This is a genomic window from Pseudomonas sp. LBUM1676 (genome assembly GCF_059695605.1).
The window spans coordinates 1780304-1797892 of the sequence record NZ_CP166777.1; the positions used below are offsets into that span (position 1 = coordinate 1780304).

The window sequence follows — 17589 nt, forward strand, 5'->3', positions numbered from 1 at the left end:
TGTTCGAATCGCCCCTGTATGGACGCAGAGTAGGACGAAGACTAGGATGGGCTCAATGGCCTATTTCACTGAAGCGATGACTATTTTCAGTTTCATTCGCTGAGCAGATAAATCTTCGGGAAATCACATGTCAGATTCCATTGAGCGGAATGAAAGTAAGAATGAAGTCGGTGTCGGCGCAGTGTCACGTCTGTTTGCCGTACTGCGTAGCCTGGGTGACACGGTCGAGGGCGGGGAGCGGGTCACGCAACTGGCCCAGCGCATCGGTTTGTCGCAACCGACCACGCACCGCTTGTTGCGCAACCTGATGGAGGAGGGCATGGTCGAGCAGGATGCGCGCAGCAAACGCTATCGCCTGAGCCTGGAATTTTTCGCCCTGGCCGCCCGCGCCGGGAACACCGGCAACCTGCGCGAACTGGTGCGGCCGGCGTTGCTGCGGTTGTCGGCGTCGTTGGGCGATTCGTTGTTTTTGCTGGCACGCAGCGGCTTCGATGCGATCTGCCTGGACCGCAGTGAAGGGCCGTTTCCGATCCGCACTTTTACCGGCGACATCGGTGGGCGAGTGGCGCTGGGGGTGGGTCAGGGCAGCCTGGCGATTCTGGCGTTCCTGCCGGAAGAAGAACGCGACACGGTGATTCATTACAACCTGCCGCGGCTCAAGGATTTCCACCTGTACGACGAGGTCTTCCTGCGTTCCGAGGTCGAGAACGTGCGCAAGCTCGGTTACGCCGGGCGCAACACTGGCGTATTGCAGGGCATGGCCGGCGTCGCGGTGCCGATCCTCGATCGCGAAGGCCGGGCCGTGGCGGCGTTGAGTGTGGCCACCGTCAGCGATCGCCTGGGGCCGGACCGTCTGCCGACAGTGGTGGAAATGCTCAAGCGCGAAGCGGCACTGATCGGGCCGCGGATCAATCCCTTCGACCCGCTGCTGCGCCGGCCTTCGCAGGTGTTCGGACAGGGCTGAACACTGTCCCCGATACATCACGATCGAAATGTGGGAGCGGGTTTGCTCCCACAGTTGATGGGTGCAGGCCGCAATTTTTGTGCTCGACGCCGATCCCCTGTGGGAGCGAGCTTGCTCGCGAAGGGGCCGGCACATTCAACCAATGGGTTGGCAGACAGACCGCATTCGCGAGCAGGCTCGCTCCCACAATTGATGGGGCGGGCCGCCGTTTTATCGCAGGGTAGAGGGTGTGTTCAGAACTGCACGGTCTGCTTGAGCATCTGCGCCCCCGGTGTATCGCTTGGGCTGACCATCGCATAGTTATACCCACCCCCCGACCAATACTCCGCCTGCAACCCGCCATCGCTGCGACTACCCCGCGGCAGCATGAAGTTTCTCGGCCCCGGTGGCCGTACGTAAAAGCTCACCTTGTGCCCGCCATGATCCTCATACACCACCATCGCCGCCGGCCCTTGCTCGGTGCTGAGCAAGCGCCCGCTGACCGGTTTGAAGCCTGCCCCGGACAAGTCAGGCAAGCGGTTGGCCTGGGTGAAATAACGGTCGAGCCAGCCCTGCATGTCACCGTCGTCGCTGGCCTTGTAGTCGGCCGGCAGAATGCCTTGCTGGGCAATCAGACGATAGGCCTGCAGGGCATCGGTCATCGGTAGCGGGGCGCTGACCAGCGTCATCTCCCGCGCCTGCCAACCGCTGAATCCACCCACGCCGATGGCCATCAGCAGCACTGCGGCGCTGGCCAGGTGGCGGCGCGATTGGCGGCTGTGACGTTGGCGGATCAGCGCCGGGTCGAGGTCCGGGTTGGCCGGTTGCTGCAAGGCGCCGCTCAGGGCTGCGCGCAATTGTTGGGCGTCCTGCTGCCAGGCACGCACTTGTGCCGCCACTTCAGGGTTGCTGGCCAGATAAGTGTCCAGCAGACGTCGGTCGTCATCGCTCAATTGATGGTCGACATAGGCGTGCAGGTCCCGCTCGCTTGGGGGCATGCTGATCATTTGAGTCTCCGCAGGGAAGGGCGGGCGATTTCGCCATCGCTGAGTTGGCGCAAGGCCTGGCGGGCACGGGACAGGCGCGACATCACGGTACCGACCGGGACGTCGAGGATCCCGGCAACGTCCTTGTAGCTCAAGCCCTCGACCGAGACCCAAAGCAACAGCGCGCGCTGTTCCGTGTTGAGCCGGTCGAAGGCCTGCAGGGTCGATTGCGCGATCACCGTGCGCTCTGCCGAGGGTTGCGCATCGTCACGTCCGGTAAAGAATTCGAGCATCCGCGCATAACGCCGGGAGCGCCGGTGCGCGTCGAGAAACTGCCGATACAGAATCGAAAACAGCCAGGCGCGCAAGTCGCCTTCGGGACGTTTATCGCACCAACTCGACAACGCGCGCTCGAGGCACGCCTGCACCAGGTCATCGGCGCTGCTGGGATTGCGCGTCAAGGACACCGCAAACCGGCGCAATCTGGGAATGATTTCTCGAAGTTGTTCGTCGATATCGTTCATGAAGTTCGGACTAGTCACTACGCTGGACTAGGAAGACGCCCGGCACCCGAGGTTATTCCACCCCCGAAAAAATAAACACCGCGCGCTGGAATAAACCTTCACGGGGTGCGTCTGCTTGATTCTTCTCACTTGTGGCCGATGGCCCAGGAGTCTTTCATGGTAGATCGCTCATTACCGCCAACCCGGCCACCCTTGAGTGCCGCGAGCCTGACGTTGCGCCTGGCGGGCATTGCCCTGGTGGTCGCCGCGGTGGCCGGGGCTTTTGCCTACGTCAACGGCACCCTCGACCCACAGCGCCTGACCCCGAAAAAGCTGATCAACGTGCTGGAAACCAACAACGGCGTGCACCCGGGTTTTCGGCGCAATCATTCCAAAGGCGTGTGCGTGATCGGCCACTTCGAGAGCAGCGGTGAGGCCCGTGCCTACTCCAGCGCCCAGGTGTTCAACGACCCGCGAACCCCGGTGGTCGGGCGGTTCGCTTTGCCGGCCGGTAACCCTTATGCGCCGGACAACAGCGTGCCAATCCGCAGCCTGGCACTGCGCTTCACCCAGGCCAACGGCCAGCAGTGGCGCACCGGGATGAACAGCATGCCGGTGTTTCCGGTGGGCACCCCCGAGGCGTTCTATCAGCTGCAACAGGCGCAGTCGCCGGACCCGGCCACCGGCAAACCGAATCCGGCAGCGGTGCCCGCGTTCTTCGGATCGCATCCGGAAGCCGCGCCGTTCCTGGCCTGGGTCAAGACCGCCAAACCGTCCGCCAGCTACGTGACCGAAACCTACAACAGCGTCAACGCGTTCTACCTGGTGAACGCCGCCGGACAACGCCAGGCGGTGCGCTGGAGCATGGTCCCGCTGGCGCAGGATGCGGCAGGCGCCACGGCGCCGGAGGGCGGCGACTTCCTCGAGAAGGACCTGGTGCAGCGCATCGCCGCAGGGCCGCTGCGTTGGCGGTTGAACATCACGCTCGCCAATCCCGACGATCCGGTCAATGACGCCAGCAAGGCCTGGCCTGCCGATCGCAAAGCGCTGAACGCCGGCACCCTAGTGCTCGAAAGCACCCAGGCGCAACTCAATGGCGAATGCCGCGACATCAACTACGACCCACTGATCTTGCCCGCCGGTATCGAAGGTTCCGACGACCCGCTGCTCGCCGCGCGTTCAGCCGGTTACGCCAAATCCTACCTGCGTCGCACCAGCGAAGTCAGTCAGTTGCCCGCCGCTAAACAGGAGGCGCAACAATGAGCGCTCAACCGAACCATTTCGCGCCGCTGGCGCGACTGCTGCACTGGCTGATGGCGCTGATGGTCATTGCCATGCTGTTCATCGGCGCGGGCATGGCCGCCTCGGTGTCCGAACGGCATGAGTGGCTGATCAGTTTGCACAAACCCTTGGGCGTCGCGATTCTGTTGCTGGTGATCGTGCGGATCGTCGTGCGCTTTTCCACGCGCCAGCCACCGCTGCCGGCGGACCTGCCGGGCTGGCAAGTACTGGCGGCCAAGGCCTCGCACCTGTTGCTGTACGCCTTGATGCTGATCTTGCCGCTGCTGGGTTGGGCGATGATCTCGGCGGCAGGGGACCCGGTGATGCTCAGCAGCTCGTTGCAACTGCCGTCGATTGTGCCGGCCAATGCACAGCTGTTCGCGTTCTTGCGCAAGGCTCACGGCTACCTGGCGTACCTGTTGTTCCTGACTGTGCTGCTGCACCTGGCCGCGGCGTTGTTCCACGGGTGGGTACGCCGCGATGAGGTGCTGGATAGCATGTTGCGCGGCAAGGATCGCGGCTGACCTTAGGGTGGAACAACAGTGTGGCGAGGGAGCTTGCTCCCGCTGGGCTGCGAAGCAGCCCCAAATGCGGTTCGTCAGATGAACCGCATTGAATGGATTTACGACTGCTGCGCAGCCGAGCGGGAGCAAGCTCCCTCGCCACAGATGTCCGGTGTTTGGGTGGCCAGTGTTCGCCACCAATAGATCAACGCCAGCGCATTGATCCCCGCACCCAACAGACACACGCCAAGCCACCCGCCCCAGGCATACATCGCCGTGGAACCGATCGACCCTAACGCGCTGCCGATCGAATAAAACAGCATGTAGCCGGCGGTGAGTCGGCTTTGGGCTTCGGGGCGCACGCCGTAGATCATGCTCTGACTGGTGACATGCACCGCCTGCAGACCCAGATCCAGGGTAATCACCCCCAGCAGCAACGCCCATAACGAGGATTGAGTGAGGGCAATCGGCAGCCACGAGACCAGCATCAGTAACAGCGACAACCCGCTGGTCCATTGCCCCAGGCCCCGATCGGCCAGATGCCCGGCGCGGGCGGCGGCCAGCGCACCGGCAGCACCGGCCAGGCCGAACAAGCCGATTTGAGTGTGGGACAACGACAGCGGCGGGGCGCTCAGCGGCAACACCATCGGCGTCCACAGCACCATGGCGCTGGCGAAGGTCAGCAGCGCGAGAATCGCCCGTTGCCGCAGCACCGGCTCTTCTCTGAACAGGGTAAACACCGACCCAATCAAAGCGCCGTAAGAACTGGCCGGTTGCGCGTCTTCATGCCTGGGCAGCACGCGAAACAGCAGCAGCGCCATCACCAGAGTCAAACCCGCCGACAACAGATATATCGAACGCCAACCCGCCAGATCAGCCATGCCGCCGGCCACCGTCCGCGCCAGTAGAATACCCACCACGATGCCGCTGGTGACCACACCCACCACCCGTCCTCGTTGCGCCGGGACGGCCAGGGTCGCGGCGTAGGCCACCAACACTTGCGTCACCACGGCCAGCAGGCCGGTCAATGTCATCCCCAGCAGCAGCCAGACGCTGTTCGGCGCCAACGCGATCATCAACAGCGCCAGCGCCGACAACACCGTTTGCGTGACGATCAAGCGCCGACGATTGAGCAGATCCCCAAGCGGCACCAGCAGCACCAGGCCAATGCCATAGCCGACCTGGGTGAGGGTGACGATGATGCCGATGCTCGCAGGCTCCATGGCGAACGCTTCGGCCATGGCATCGAGCAGCGGTTGTGCGTAATAGACGTTGCCGACAGCCAGGCCACAGGCGACGGCAAACAGCAGCACCACCGCGCTGCTCAATGGGTGGTCGGTTTTCATGATGGGCTCCCCTATGTGGTTTCAAAGTGAAACCAGTTGTACGTTAGGGGAACCGGTTTTATATTGCAACTACATTTGTTGTCGAGAACGCGATCATGGCCAAACGTACAAGCCTGGAAGCCGCCGAATGCCCGGTTGCCCGATCCGTGGACGCCATTGGCGATGGCTGGTCGTTGCTGATCGTGCGGGATGCCTTCGATGGCATGCGCCGGTTCGGTGAATTCCAGCGCAGTCTGGGCATGGCCAAGAACATCCTGTCGGCGCGTTTGCGCGCGCTGGTGGCGAACGGGATTTTCGATCTGGTACCCGCGTCGGATGGCAGCGCGTATCAGGAATACGTGCTGACGGAGAAGGGCAAGGGCCTGTTCCCGCTAATCATCGGTTTGCGCCAATGGGGCGAGGCGTTTTTCTTCGAGGAGGGGGAGGCGCACTCGCGGCTGGTTGACCGGGAGCACGGTCAACCGCTGCGCACGCTCGAATTGCGCGCCGAGGACGGCCGCCTGTTGGGGCCCGAGGATTGCGTACGGATTGCAGCCGCATCCCCTGTAGGAGCGGGCTTGCCCGCGATGGTCGTCAACGATAACGCGTGAAGCCTGACACCCCGCGGCGTTCTCTGGTTTTTCGTCGGAACGCCGCCCGGACCAAGCTCGCTCCTACAGGGACAATCAGCGCAAGCTGCCAACCATCTCAGCCACAGTCGTCAACACATCCTTCCCCAACTGCTTCGACCGCTTCCCTGACCACCCCGTCACCGCATTCGGCGAATCATTGTTGTCCTTGAACGGCATCTCCAACGTCAGCGACAAGCAATCGAATTTCTCCCCAACGGCGTTGCACGCCAACGTCATATTGGCCTTCCCCGGCAGATCCCGGGTATAGCCATGCTTGGTCTGAAAATCCTTGGTCTGATGCTTCAGATGGCTGCGGAATTGCTCTTCAAGTTTCTCGATCCGCGGCGTGTAACCCGGGTTGCCTTCGCAACCGGCGGTGAACACGTAGGGGATCTCTTCATCGCCATGGATGTCGAGGAACAGGTCCACACCGTACTGCTCCATCTGCTGCTGCACGAACAACACTTCCGGGCTGAGCTCCTGGCTGGCGCTCTGCCAGGCGCGGTTCAGGTCCTGGCCCATGGCGTTGGTGCGCAAGTGACCGTGGAAAGCGCCGTCCGGGTTCATGTTCGGCACCAGGTACAAGTCGGCGCTGGCGAGCAATTTCTGCAGCACCGGGTCGTCATGTTTTTCCAGGCGTTCGATCACGCCTTCCATGAACCACTCGGCCATGTGTTCGCCAGGGTGTTGCTGGGCAATGATCCAGACCTTGCGCCGGCCTTCGGCGCCGGTGCCTTTGCGCAGCAGCTGGATGTCCCGACCTTCGACGCTTTTGCAGGTGGCCAGCAGTTCGGTGCCGGCCTTGGTCTGCGCCTGCTCGATCAGCCAGTCATGGCGGCCGCGGCTGTAGGGTTCGAAGTAGGCAAACCAGGCGTGGGTGGCGGTGGTTTCGAGGCTGAACCGCAGGCAGTCGCCTTCGAAAATGGTCGGCACCCGGAACCAGTTGACGTGGTCGTAGGACGCCACCGCCTGATAACCGTCCCAGGCCTTGTTGTAGGAGGATCTGCTGGCGTTGTTCAGGCGGAACCAGTGCTCCTGACCGACGTGCAGACCGCTGGCCTTGAAGTGAAACCACTGGAAATGCGGACTGCGGGTGTCCGGTCGGATGGCCAGCAACGCGTGAAGCGGATTGCTGATATCCAGCACTTCAATATTGCCGCTGTCGAAGTTGGCGCTGATGTCGAGAGAGGATTTGGCCACGGTCATAATCGATTCCTGAATATGATTTTTTATGGCTGGTACTGTACACGCTGGGAAGGGAAAAACCGGGGGAAATTGCGGGCTTGAAGGGGGGCGTCTTCCTTGACGCTGACGCAGCTTAGAGACTGTGCAATTGATTCTCAAGTGCTATTTTTGCTAAGTTTGGGCCAATGATGGCGGGCTTCTCTTGCCAACGGATATTCTTTTGATATCATCCGCGCCATTCGAATTTGCGACACCTAAAGACTTCATTAGCCTGAAGGTAAAGCCAGAATAACTGGCAAAAAAAAGACCCGGCAAAAAGCCGGGTCAAAAACCGTGATTAGCCTGATGAGGAGAGAGTCCAGGAGACCGACCTAAGGTCCCTTGGACAATCGACTGATCTCGCGACCAGCTGCATGCAATAATAATCATTCTCGTTTGCAAGTCAAATGTTTTTGTCTGCTCGATTGGAAAATTCTTTCCCGTCCTCCCCCAAAGCTTCCTTTTTTCAGCCGTTCTGAACGCACTCCAGGGACCTGTCCACCAGGGCCTTGGCCATGTCGATCATGTGCACCGTCGAAAACGCCAGATGCCGGTTGGCGCCTTGCAGATTGTTGCCTGATTCGTAGGCGGTGGCGGCGGCACAACTCAGCAATTCCAAGGCATGGATCAGCGCCTCTTCGCTGCTGATCTTGCGGTTCACGTCAAAAAAGTGTGTTTCGACCGGTTCCTCTGCAGCAGGCGGTTTCAAGTAATAGTCCAGCGCACGCTGCGCGGCCGCAGAGCCTTCGGGCGAGGTGAAGGTGGTGTCGATGGGCATGTCCGGCAGGTCGTGGCCGGTGAGGGGCAGGGTAATGGTCATGATGATGGCAAGCTCCGTGATTGATTCATATCCGTGAAACAATCCTAGTACAAAGTGTATTTGTGACGAGAATTTAAATACTACAAGTTGTGTTTTGATGGCTGGAGGCACCCACGTATCGTGCCGCACATGGATAAATGGATTGAATTGGTCAAGGCCAAGATGAGTGAACTCAAAATCACTCAAGAGATACTCGCCGAGCGCGTCGGGATGTCCCAGGGTGGCATCGGCCATTGGTTGAACAAGCGTCGCGAGCCCGGTATCGAAGAAATGAACCGGGTGTTGCAGGCCCTGGGCCTGGACTTTCTCGAGGTGGCGCTGGTGATCAGGGAGCCGGACGCCGCCGACGGCCAGGACCTGGCGAAAAAGTACAACCCGTACTTCCGTTACCCGGTCAGTGACTGGCGGGAAACCACAGAGGTGCGCGACGGCGAGCCGCCGGCGTACGGCGAGGCGCGTTTCGAACTGTCCGACTACCATGCCCGGGGCCCGGCGTTCTGGCTGCAGGTGTCGGGCGATGCGATGACCGCCCCCAGCGGCCTCAGCATTGCCGAGGGCATGCTGATCCTGGTGGACCCGGCCGTGGAAGCGCTGCCCGGCAAACTGGTGATCGCCCAGTGGCCGGGCAGCGCCGAAGCCACGTTTCGCAAGCTGATCGAGGAGGGCGGGCAACGTTACCTGGTCGCGCTCAACCCGACCTATCCCAAAGCCCTTTACACCGACGAGTGCCGAATCATCGGCGTCGTCGTGCAGGCGACGATCAGGTTCTGAACCGATCGGTCCGCGCCAGGCGCAGGACCGATCCTCATCTCACGCCTCTTCCAGCTCGACCAGCGCACTGCCTTCGCTGACCATCTCGCCTTCCTGGCAATACAGCGCCTTGATCACCCCGGCATGGGGCGCACGGATGCTGTGTTCCATCTTCATCGCTTCCAGCACCACCAGCTGCGCCCCGGCTTCGACCGCTTGCCCGGCCTCCACCAGCACGCGCACGATGCTGCCATTCATGGGCGCGGTAAGCCCGCCGTGATGGCTGTGGCTGGCTTCGACGGCACTGATCGGGTCGTAGGACTCGACGCGGCGCAATTCACCTTCCCATTGCAGGTACAGGCTGTCACCGCGACGGATCGCCCGGTGCTGGCGGCGCAAACCGTCGTGCTCGGTCAGCAGCTGCTCGCCCTTGAGCTGCGCCGTGTGGGCATCGGCGTGGCCCAGGGTCAGGGCGCGGTCCTGGCCTTCGCAGCTCAGGTGCAGGGTGATCTCTTTCGGCAGTCCGGCACGGAAGCCATTGCCGATTGCCCACGGCGAACTCGGGTCATCGGCGCGCAACGTGTGCGGCTGGCTCTGGGCAACCGCCTGGGCAGCGGCCTGCCAGAACTCATCGCTGAGCTCCGCAGGTGCCGGCAGCAGTTGCTCCTGATAGCGCGGAATGAACCCGGTATCCAGCTCCGCCGCGGCAAACGCCGGGTGGCCGATGATCCGGCGCAGGAAGTTGATGTTGGTCTTGAGCCCGCCGATCGCGAACTCATCGAGCATGCTCAACAAGCGCAAGCGCGCCTGCTCGCGATCCTCGCCCCAGGCAATCAGCTTGCCGAGCATCGGATCGTAGAACGGCGAAATCTCGTCGCCTTCTTCCACGCCACTGTCGACCCGGCGTCCCTCACCGGGCGCGGATTCGCGATACAACTCCAGGCGCCCGGTGGCCGGCAGGAAATCATGGCTCGGGTCTTCGGCGTACAGGCGCACTTCAATCGCATGACCGATCAGCGGCACCTGCTCCTGGGTCATCGGCAGCGCTTCACCGCGCGCCACGCGAATCTGCCAGGCCACCAGGTCGAGGCCGGTGATGGCTTCGGTGACCGGGTGTTCGACTTGCAGGCGCGTGTTCATCTCCATGAAGAAGAACTCGCCGCGCGCGTCCAGCAGAAACTCCACGGTACCGGCACCGACATAACCGATGGCCTGTGCCGAACGCACAGCGGCTTCGCCCATGGCGCGACGCAGTTCCGGGCTCAGGCCTGGCGCGGGTGCTTCCTCGACGACTTTCTGATGTCGACGCTGGATCGAGCAGTCCCGCTCATTGAGGTACAGGCAGTGGCCGTGCTGGTCGGCGAACACCTGGATTTCCACGTGGCGCGGCTTGAGCAGGTATTTCTCCACCAGCATCCGCGAATCGCCGAACGACGACTGCGCTTCACGCTGGGCCGAGGCCAGGGCTTCGGCCAGCTGGCTGACCTCCTCGACCACTTTCATGCCTTTGCCGCCGCCGCCCGCCGTGGCCTTGAGCAACACCGGGTAGCCGATGCGTTCGCAGGCGTCGCGGAAGGTCTCGAGGTCCTGGGCTTCGCCGTGATAACCCGGCACCAGCGGCACGCCAGCGGTTTCCATCAAGGCTTTGGCCGCGGATTTGCTGCCCATGGCGTCGATCGCCGAGGCGGGCGGGCCGAGGAACAGCAGGCCGGCTTCTTCGATGGCGCGGGCGAACCCGGCGTTCTCGGACAGAAAGCCATAACCCGGGTGGATCGCCTGGGCGCCACTGGCCTTGGCTGCGGCGATCAGTTTGTCGATCTGCAGGTAGCTGTCGGCGGCTTTGCTGCCGCCGAGGTCGACGCGGATATCCGCTTCGCGACTATGGCGCGCATCGCGGTCAGTGGCGCTGTGCACGGCCACGGTAGTCAGGCCCAGGGCCTTGGCAGTACGCATGACCCGGCAGGCGATTTCGCCGCGGTTGGCCACCAGCAGGGTGGTGAGAACAGGTGCGCTCATCAACGCGACTCCTTGGGGGTGGTTGCGGCTTGCCACTGCGGCGCGCGCTTTTGCAGAAAGGCCCGCAGACCTTCCTGGCCTTCGGGGCTGACGCGGATGCGGGCGATGGCGTTTTCGGTGTAGCGCCGCAGCGCCGGGGTCAGCGCGCCGTTGCCGACTTCACGCAGCAAGTCCTTGCTGACGCGCATGGCCGCCGGGCTGTTGAGCAGCAGGTTATCGATCCACTGCTCGACTTTTTCATCCAGCTGGTTGCCAGGATAACTTTCCGACAACAAGCCGATTTCCCGCGCCCGTTGCCCGCCGAAACGCTCGGCGGTCAGCGCATAACGGCGTGCCGCACGTTCACCGATGGCTTGCACCACGAACGGACTGATCACCGCCGGGGCCAGGCCGATGCGCACTTCCGACAGGCAGAACTGCGCCTCATCGGTGCCGATCGCCATGTCACAGCAACTGATCAAGCCCAGCGCGCCACCAAAGGCCGCGCCTTGCACCACCGCCAGGGTCGGGATTTTCAGCTTGGCCAGGTTGTACATCAACTCCGCCAGTTCCCGGGCGTCGTCGAGGTTGGTGTGGTAATCGAGCTCGGCCGATTGCTGCATCCAGGCCAGGTCGGCGCCGGCACTGAAATGCTTGCCGCGACCGCGCACCAGCAGAAAGCGCAGGCTGGCGTCGCTCGACACCTTGTCCAGGGCGAGGATCAGTTCGCGGATCATTTCGGCGTTGAAGGCGTTGTTCTTTTCTTCACGGCTGAGCCACAGGGTGGCGAAACCACGCGGGTCGGTCAGCAGTTCCAGGGTATTGAAGTCGCTCATATTCGTCCGTCTCCACGGCACTCTGTAGGAGCGAGCTTGCTCGCGAAGGTCTCAAGGGCAACGCGTTTATTCAGAAAGCACGCGTTATCGTTAACGTCCATCGCGAGCAAGCTTGCTCCTACAAGATCAGATCACATCCGGAACACGCCGAAGCGGCTCGGTTCGATTGGCGCGTTCAGCGACGCCGACAGGGCCAGGCCCAGCACATCGCGGGTCTGCGCCGGGTCGATGACGCCGTCGTCCCACAGCCGTGCGCTGGAGTAGTAGGGATGCCCCTGTTCCTCATACTGGTCGAGAATCGGCTGCTTGATTTCCGCTTCCTGCTCCGCGCTGAAACCCTGGCCACTGCGCTCGGCCTGCTCGCGCTTCACCTGCACCAAAACACCCGCGGCCTGCTCGGCACCCATCACACCGATCCGCGCATTCGGCCACATCCACAGGAAGCGTGGGTCGTAAGCCCGGCCGCACATGCCGTAGTTACCGGCACCGAAACTGCCACCGATGATCACCGTGAACTTCGGCACCTTGGCGCAGGCCACGGCCGTCACCAGTTTCGCGCCGTGCTTGGCGATGCCGCCGGCTTCGTACTTCTGGCCGACCATGAACCCGGTGATGTTCTGCAGGAACAGCAACGGAATACCGCGCTGACACGCCAGCTCGATAAAGTGCGCGCCTTTCTGCGCGGCTTCGGCGAAGAGGATGCCGTTGTTGGCGAGGATCGCGATCGGGTAACCGTGCAGGTAGGCAAAACCGCACACCAGCGTTGTCCCGAACAGCGCCTTGAATTCGTCGAACACCGAACCGTCCACCAGGCGCGTAATCACTTCGCGCACATCGAACGGCTGCTTGGCATCCGCCGACACCACGCCATACAACTCGTCGCTGGCGTAGAGCGGGGCGATCGGCGTGCGTTGCTGCACTTCGCCGAGCTTGCGCCAGTTGAGGTTGGCGATGCTGCGTCGGGCAATGGCCAGGGCGTGTTCATCGCTCTCGGCGTAATGGTCGGCCACCCCGGAAATCTTGCAGTGCACATCGGCCCCGCCCAGGTCTTCGGCACTGACCACTTCACCGGTCGCGGCCTTCACCAGCGGCGGGCCGGCGAGGAAAATCGTCGCCTGCTCGCGTACCATGATCGCTTCGTCAGCCATGGCCGGCACATAGGCGCCACCCGCGGTGCACGAACCCATCACCACCGCAATCTGCGGAATGCCCATGGCGCTCATGTTCGCCTGGTTGAAGAAGATCCGGCCGAAGTGCTCGCGGTCCGGGAACACTTCATCCTGACGCGGCAGGTTGGCGCCGCCCGAGTCCACCAGGTAGATGCACGGCAGGCGGTTCTGCTGGGCGATGGTCTGGGCGCGCAGGTGTTTCTTCACGGTCAGCGGGTAATACGAGCCACCTTTCACCGTGGCATCGTTGGCGACGATCATGCATTCGACGCCTTCCACCCGGCCGATCCCGGCAATCACGCCCGCGGCCGGCACGTCTTCGCCATACACCTCGTAGGCCGCCAACTGGCTGATCTCGAGAAACGGCGAGCCCGGATCGAGCAAACGATTGATGCGCTCCCGGGGCAGCAATTTGCCGCGGGAGGTGTGGCGTTCTTGAGCTTTCGGGCCGCCACCTTGCTGCACTTGGGCGAGCAGGGTGTGCAGGGCGTCGACCTGTTTGAGCATCGCCGCGCTGTTGGCAGCGAACTCCGCCGAACGAGGGTTGAGCTGGGTATGCAGGATAGCCATGGACAGCTCCGTTTAGCGGGTTTCGTTGAACAGTTCGCGACCGATCAGCATGCGGCGGATCTCACTGGTGCCGGCGCCGATTTCGTACAGCTTGGCGTCACGCAGCAGGCGACCGGCGGGGAATTCATTGATGTAGCCGTTGCCACCGAGAATCTGGATCGCGTCGAGCGCCATTCGGGTCGCGCATTCGGCGCTGTAAAGGATCACGCCGGCGGCATCCTTGCGGGCGGTTTCGCCGCGCTCGCACGCTTGCGCTACCGCATACAGGTAGGCGCGGCTGGCGTTGAGCTGGGTGTACATGTCGGCGACCTTGCCCTGGATCAGCTGGAATTCGCCGATGCTCTGGCCGAACTGCTTGCGATCATGGATGTACGGCACGATCAGGTCCATGCACGCCTGCATGATCCCGGTCGGGCCGCCGGACAGCACCACGCGTTCGTAGTCGAGGCCGCTCATCAGCACTTTCACGCCGCCGTTGAGCACGCCGAGGATATTTTCTTCCGGCACTTCGACGTCATCGAAGAACAGCTCGCAGGTGTTAGAACCGCGCATGCCCAGCTTGTCGAATTTGTTGCTGCGGCTGAAGCCCTTGGAATCACGCTCGACGATAAACGCGGTGATGCCGTGGGGGCCTTTTTCCAGGTCGGTCTTGGCGTAGATCACATAGGTGTTGGCGTCCGGACCGTTGGTGATCCAGGTTTTGCTGCCGTTAAGCACATAGTGATCGCCGCGCTTGTCGGCGCGCAGTTTCATCGACACCACGTCGGAACCGGCATTCGGCTCGCTCATGGCCAGGGCGCCGATGTGCTCGCCGCTGATCAGCTTGGGCAGGTACTTGGTTTTCTGCTCGTGATTGCCGTTGCGGTTGATCTGGTTGACGCAGAGGTTGGAGTGCGCGCCGTAGGACAGCGCCACCGAGGCCGAGCCGCGGCTGATCTCTTCCATGATCACCACGTGGGCCAGGTAACCCAGGCCAGCGCCGCCGTACTCTTCCGGCACGGTAACGCCCAGCAGGCCCATGTCGCCGAACTTGCGCCACAGGTCCGCCGGGAACAGGTTGTCGATGTCGATCTGAGCGGCGCGCGGGGCGATCTCCTTGGCGACAAAGGACTGAACCTGATCGCGCAGCATGTCGATGGTTTCACCGAGGGCAAAATTCAGGGATGGATAGCTCATGGGGCACCTTTTGGCTTTTTTGTAGGGTAGGGGAGGCCGCGATCCGGTTCTCACCTTTACGTTAACGTAAGCCTGTGACGAATGGCTGTCAATCACCCTTTACGTTAACGTCAACTTGAGTGATGCTGTCTGTAGGAGCGAGCTTGCTCGCGAAGGACGTTAACGATCACGCGGGCTGCCTGGATCAACGCGGCGCCCTGACGTCCTTCGCGAGCAAGCTCGCTCCTACAGTGACCGTCCACAGCTGAACCCCTGTAGGAGCTGGCTTGCCAGCGAAGACGTCGGACCAGTCAACATCAATGTCGAACGTGCCGACCTCTTCAAAAGCAAACCCGCCCCCACAGGTGACCGTCGCCAACCCATAAATAAAGACAATAGGGGTCGTCATGGATCAACCCAGTGCAAGCCCGCAGCGCAGCTATACCCGCGGTTCTCAGGACAAAGCCTTGCTGGCGATGACCATCGGCCAGGCGTTCGACCACACCGTCGCGCAATACCCGACCGGGGAGGCGCTGGTGGTGCGTCATCAACAGCTGCGCTACACCTGGCAGCAACTGGCCGAGGCCGTCGACCTGCACGCCAGGGCGCTACTAGCCCTGGGCCTGCAGACCGGCGATCGCCTGGGCATCTGGGCCCCCAACTGCGCGCAATGGTGCATCAGCCAATTCGCCAGCGCGAAGCTCGGCGTGATCCTGGTCAACATCAACCCGGCGTATCGCAGTTCCGAACTGGAATACGTATTAAAGCAGTCCGGCTGCCAATGGCTGGTCTGCGCCGGCGCCTTCAAGACCTCCAACTACCACGGCATGCTGCAAGGCCTGGTGCCGGAACTGGCCGAACAGGCCACCGGCCAATTGCACAGCGAACGCCTGCCGGAATTGCGCGGGGTGATCAGCCTCGACGCCCAGCCGCCCGCGGGTTTCCTGCCCTGGTCGCAATTGACCGATCTGGCCGCCAGCGTCTCCACCGAGCAACTGCGCGAGCGCCAGGACAGCCTGCATTTCGACCAGGCGGTGAACATCCAGTACACCTCCGGCACCACCGGTTTCCCCAAGGGCGCGACCCTCAGCCACTACAACATCCTCAACAACGGCTACATGGTCGGCGAAAGCCTCGGCCTCACCGCCAACGACCGGCTGGTGATCCCGGTGCCGCTCTATCACTGCTTCGGCATGGTCATGGGCAACCTCGGCTGCATCACCCACGGCAGCACCATGATCTACCCCAACGACGCCTTCGATCCGCTGCTGACCCTGACCACCGTCGCCGAAGAAAAAGCCACCGCGCTCTACGGCGTACCGACCATGTTCATCGCCATGCTCGACCAACCGCAACGCGCCGAATTCGACCTGTCGAGCCTGCGCACCGGGATCATGGCCGGGGCCACCTGCCCGATCGAAGTGATGCGCCGGGTCATCACCGACATGCACATGAATGAAGTGCAGATCGCCTACGGCATGACCGAAACCAGCCCGGTGTCATTGCAGACCGGCCCTTCAGACGAACTGGAATTGCGCGTCACCACCGTCGGCCGCACCCAGCCGCAACTGGAAAGCAAAATCATCGACGAGGCCGGCAACCTGGTGCCCCGCGGCACCATCGGCGAACTGTGCACCCGCGGCTACAGCGTGATGCTCGGCTACTGGAACAACCCGCAAGGCACCGCCGAAGCCATCGACCAGGCCGGCTGGATGCACACCGGCGACCTGGCGAGCATGAACGAGGAGGGCTACGTCTGCATCGCCGGCCGCAACAAGGACATGATCATCCGCGGCGGCGAAAACATTTACCCGCGCGAACTGGAAGAATTCTTCTTCACCCACCCGGCCGTGGCCGACGTGCAAGTGATCGGCATTCCCTGCTCACGCTACGGCGAAGAAATCGTCGCCTGGATCAAATTCCACCCCGGCCACAGCGCCACCGAGCAAGAACTGCAAGCCTGGTGCAAAGAACGCATCGCCCACTTCAAGACGCCGCGCTACTTCAAATTCGTCGAAGAATTCCCGATGACCGTAACCGGCAAGATCCAGAAATTCCGCATGCGCGAAATCAGCATCGAAGAACTAAGCATCAACAAAACCTGACCACAATCCCTCCCTCTGTAGGAGCGAGCTTGCTCGCGAAGGACGTTAACGATAACGGGGGCCGCCTGGACGAACGCGGTGCCCATACGTCCTTCGCGAGCAAGCTCGCTCCCACAGTTAACCGGGCTGCCCCAAAAACCACTGACCACTGCAGCTCCCCCTGTGGGAGCGAGCCTGCTCGCGAAGAACGTTAACGATAACGGGGGCCGCCTGGATGAACGCGGTGCCCATACGTCCTTCGCGAGCAAGCTCGCTCCCACAGTGGATTGAGGCTGCCCCGAAATCCACTGCCCACCGCAGCCCCCTGTGGGAGCGAGCTTGCTCGCGAAGAGGCCGGCACATCCAACCACTAACCAGACAGACACACCGCTCCCGCAAGCAAGCCCGCACACAAATTTTTGATCGTGGGAAAACACAAACGCCAGAAAGCACAAAGGGGAGCCGAAGCTCCCCTTTAATTTTGTCGTCACGTGCTCTTTTTTTATTATTGAGGGGCGGCCTGTTTTTGTTTTTAGCAACCGTGACCCTTTACCGCTGTTTTTATCGATCCCCATCCGGGATCAAGAGCAAACGTATTTTTTTGAGCGCTGATCTACTTTCTCGCCAAGCGATCCAACCAGTTCGGGAGCTACCTGAAGGTAGTTTTATTATTCTCTGCCCGGTTGTGGGTCACTCCGAAAAGCACCCTGAAAAGCACATCCTCTCCAAAAAAATCTGTTAGCTGCGTCTCTGCCGTGTTGTTTTTGTTATGTCAGAGTCGTTACGTCTTATTTTTATTAGGTGTGAAACGTT

16 protein-coding genes are annotated in these 17589 nt (G+C 61.9%); 6 read left to right on the plus strand and 10 right to left on the minus strand.

Annotated features, from left to right (window positions below; all coding sequences use genetic code 11):
• Window positions 1–127 precede the first annotated feature (127 nt).
• Window positions 128–964 (plus strand): IclR family transcriptional regulator, encoded by an 837-nt coding sequence (locus ACA041_RS08330; protein ID WP_497440675.1) that lies wholly within the window; start codon window positions 128–130, stop codon window positions 962–964.
• A 233-nt stretch (window positions 965–1197) separates the two neighbouring features.
• On the opposite strand, the gene ACA041_RS08335 is transcribed toward ACA041_RS08330, so the two are convergent.
• Together ACA041_RS08335 and ACA041_RS08340 are read right to left on the minus strand one after the other, a co-directional pair.
• On the minus strand, window positions 1198–1950 hold the full coding sequence (locus ACA041_RS08335) for an anti-sigma factor family protein (protein ID WP_497440676.1): 753 nt from the start codon (window positions 1948–1950) through the stop codon (window positions 1198–1200).
• Window positions 1947–2453 carry a sigma-70 family RNA polymerase sigma factor gene (locus ACA041_RS08340; RefSeq protein WP_497440677.1) on the minus strand — a complete coding sequence of 169 codons (507 nt, stop codon included), beginning with the start codon at window positions 2451–2453 and terminating at the stop codon, window positions 1947–1949. Before ACA041_RS08340 ends, ACA041_RS08335 begins: the two co-directional genes overlap by 4 nt.
• A 156-nt stretch (window positions 2454–2609) precedes the next feature.
• On the opposite strand from ACA041_RS08340, the gene ACA041_RS08345 reads away from it, so the two are divergent.
• Both ACA041_RS08345 and ACA041_RS08350 read left to right on the plus strand, forming a co-directional pair.
• Entirely contained in the window at window positions 2610–3695 is a 1086-nt protein-coding gene (locus ACA041_RS08345) for a catalase family peroxidase (protein WP_497440678.1), read from the plus strand.
• Window positions 3692–4237, plus strand: coding sequence for a cytochrome b (locus ACA041_RS08350; protein WP_497440679.1), 546 nt, complete (start codon window positions 3692–3694; stop codon window positions 4235–4237). Before ACA041_RS08345 ends, ACA041_RS08350 begins: the two co-directional genes overlap by 4 nt.
• A gap of 98 nt (window positions 4238–4335) precedes the next feature.
• Here the strand turns inward: ACA041_RS08350 and ACA041_RS08355 are convergent, their stop codons facing one another.
• A complete protein-coding gene (locus ACA041_RS08355) occupies window positions 4336–5562 on the minus strand; it encodes an MFS transporter (protein ID WP_497440680.1) in 1227 nt (408 codons plus the stop codon).
• A gap of 95 nt (window positions 5563–5657) precedes the next feature.
• Between ACA041_RS08355 and ACA041_RS08360 the strand changes: the two genes are divergently transcribed.
• On the plus strand, window positions 5658–6152 hold the full coding sequence (locus ACA041_RS08360) for a winged helix-turn-helix transcriptional regulator (protein ID WP_497440681.1): 495 nt from the start codon (window positions 5658–5660) through the stop codon (window positions 6150–6152).
• Between the two features lie 75 nt (window positions 6153–6227).
• Here the strand turns inward: ACA041_RS08360 and ACA041_RS08365 are convergent, their stop codons facing one another.
• Window positions 6228–7379 (minus strand): M14 family metallopeptidase, encoded by a 1152-nt coding sequence (locus ACA041_RS08365; RefSeq protein ID WP_497440682.1) that lies wholly within the window; start codon window positions 7377–7379, stop codon window positions 6228–6230.
• Between the two features lie 484 nt (window positions 7380–7863).
• Entirely contained in the window at window positions 7864–8217 is a 354-nt protein-coding gene (locus ACA041_RS08370) for a DUF6124 family protein (RefSeq protein ID WP_497440683.1), read from the minus strand.
• Between the two features lie 129 nt (window positions 8218–8346).
• Here ACA041_RS08370 and ACA041_RS08375 point away from each other — a divergent pair, with 129 nt between their 5' ends.
• Complete coding sequence (locus ACA041_RS08375) at window positions 8347–8988, plus strand: LexA family protein (protein ID WP_497440684.1); 642 nt, start codon at window positions 8347–8349, stop codon at window positions 8986–8988.
• Between the two features lie 39 nt (window positions 8989–9027).
• On the opposite strand, the gene ACA041_RS08380 is transcribed toward ACA041_RS08375, so the two are convergent.
• From ACA041_RS08380 to ACA041_RS08400, 5 genes are all read right to left on the minus strand, one after another.
• The gene (locus ACA041_RS08380) at window positions 9028–10983 is read right to left on the minus strand and encodes an acetyl/propionyl/methylcrotonyl-CoA carboxylase subunit alpha (protein ID WP_497440685.1); all 1956 of its coding nucleotides are present in this window, start codon (window positions 10981–10983) and stop codon (window positions 9028–9030) included.
• On the minus strand, window positions 10983–11798 hold the full coding sequence (locus ACA041_RS08385; protein WP_497440686.1) for a gamma-carboxygeranoyl-CoA hydratase: 816 nt from the start codon (window positions 11796–11798) through the stop codon (window positions 10983–10985). Before ACA041_RS08385 ends, ACA041_RS08380 begins: the two co-directional genes overlap by 1 nt.
• A 131-nt stretch (window positions 11799–11929) precedes the next feature.
• Complete coding sequence (locus tag ACA041_RS08390; protein ID WP_497440687.1) at window positions 11930–13537, minus strand: carboxyl transferase domain-containing protein; 1608 nt, start codon at window positions 13535–13537, stop codon at window positions 11930–11932.
• Between the two features lie 12 nt (window positions 13538–13549).
• The gene (locus tag ACA041_RS08395) at window positions 13550–14713 is read right to left on the minus strand and encodes an isovaleryl-CoA dehydrogenase (RefSeq protein ID WP_046047545.1); all 1164 of its coding nucleotides are present in this window, start codon (window positions 14711–14713) and stop codon (window positions 13550–13552) included.
• A gap of 184 nt (window positions 14714–14897) precedes the next feature.
• On the minus strand, window positions 14898–15101 hold the full coding sequence (locus ACA041_RS08400) for a hypothetical protein (RefSeq protein ID WP_497440688.1): 204 nt from the start codon (window positions 15099–15101) through the stop codon (window positions 14898–14900).
• On the opposite strand from ACA041_RS08400, the gene ACA041_RS08405 reads away from it, so the two are divergent.
• Complete coding sequence (locus tag ACA041_RS08405; RefSeq protein ID WP_497440689.1) at window positions 15100–16797, plus strand: AMP-binding protein; 1698 nt, start codon at window positions 15100–15102, stop codon at window positions 16795–16797. The genes ACA041_RS08400 and ACA041_RS08405 overlap by 2 nt on opposite strands.
• The last annotated feature ends 792 nt before the right edge of the window (window positions 16798–17589 follow it).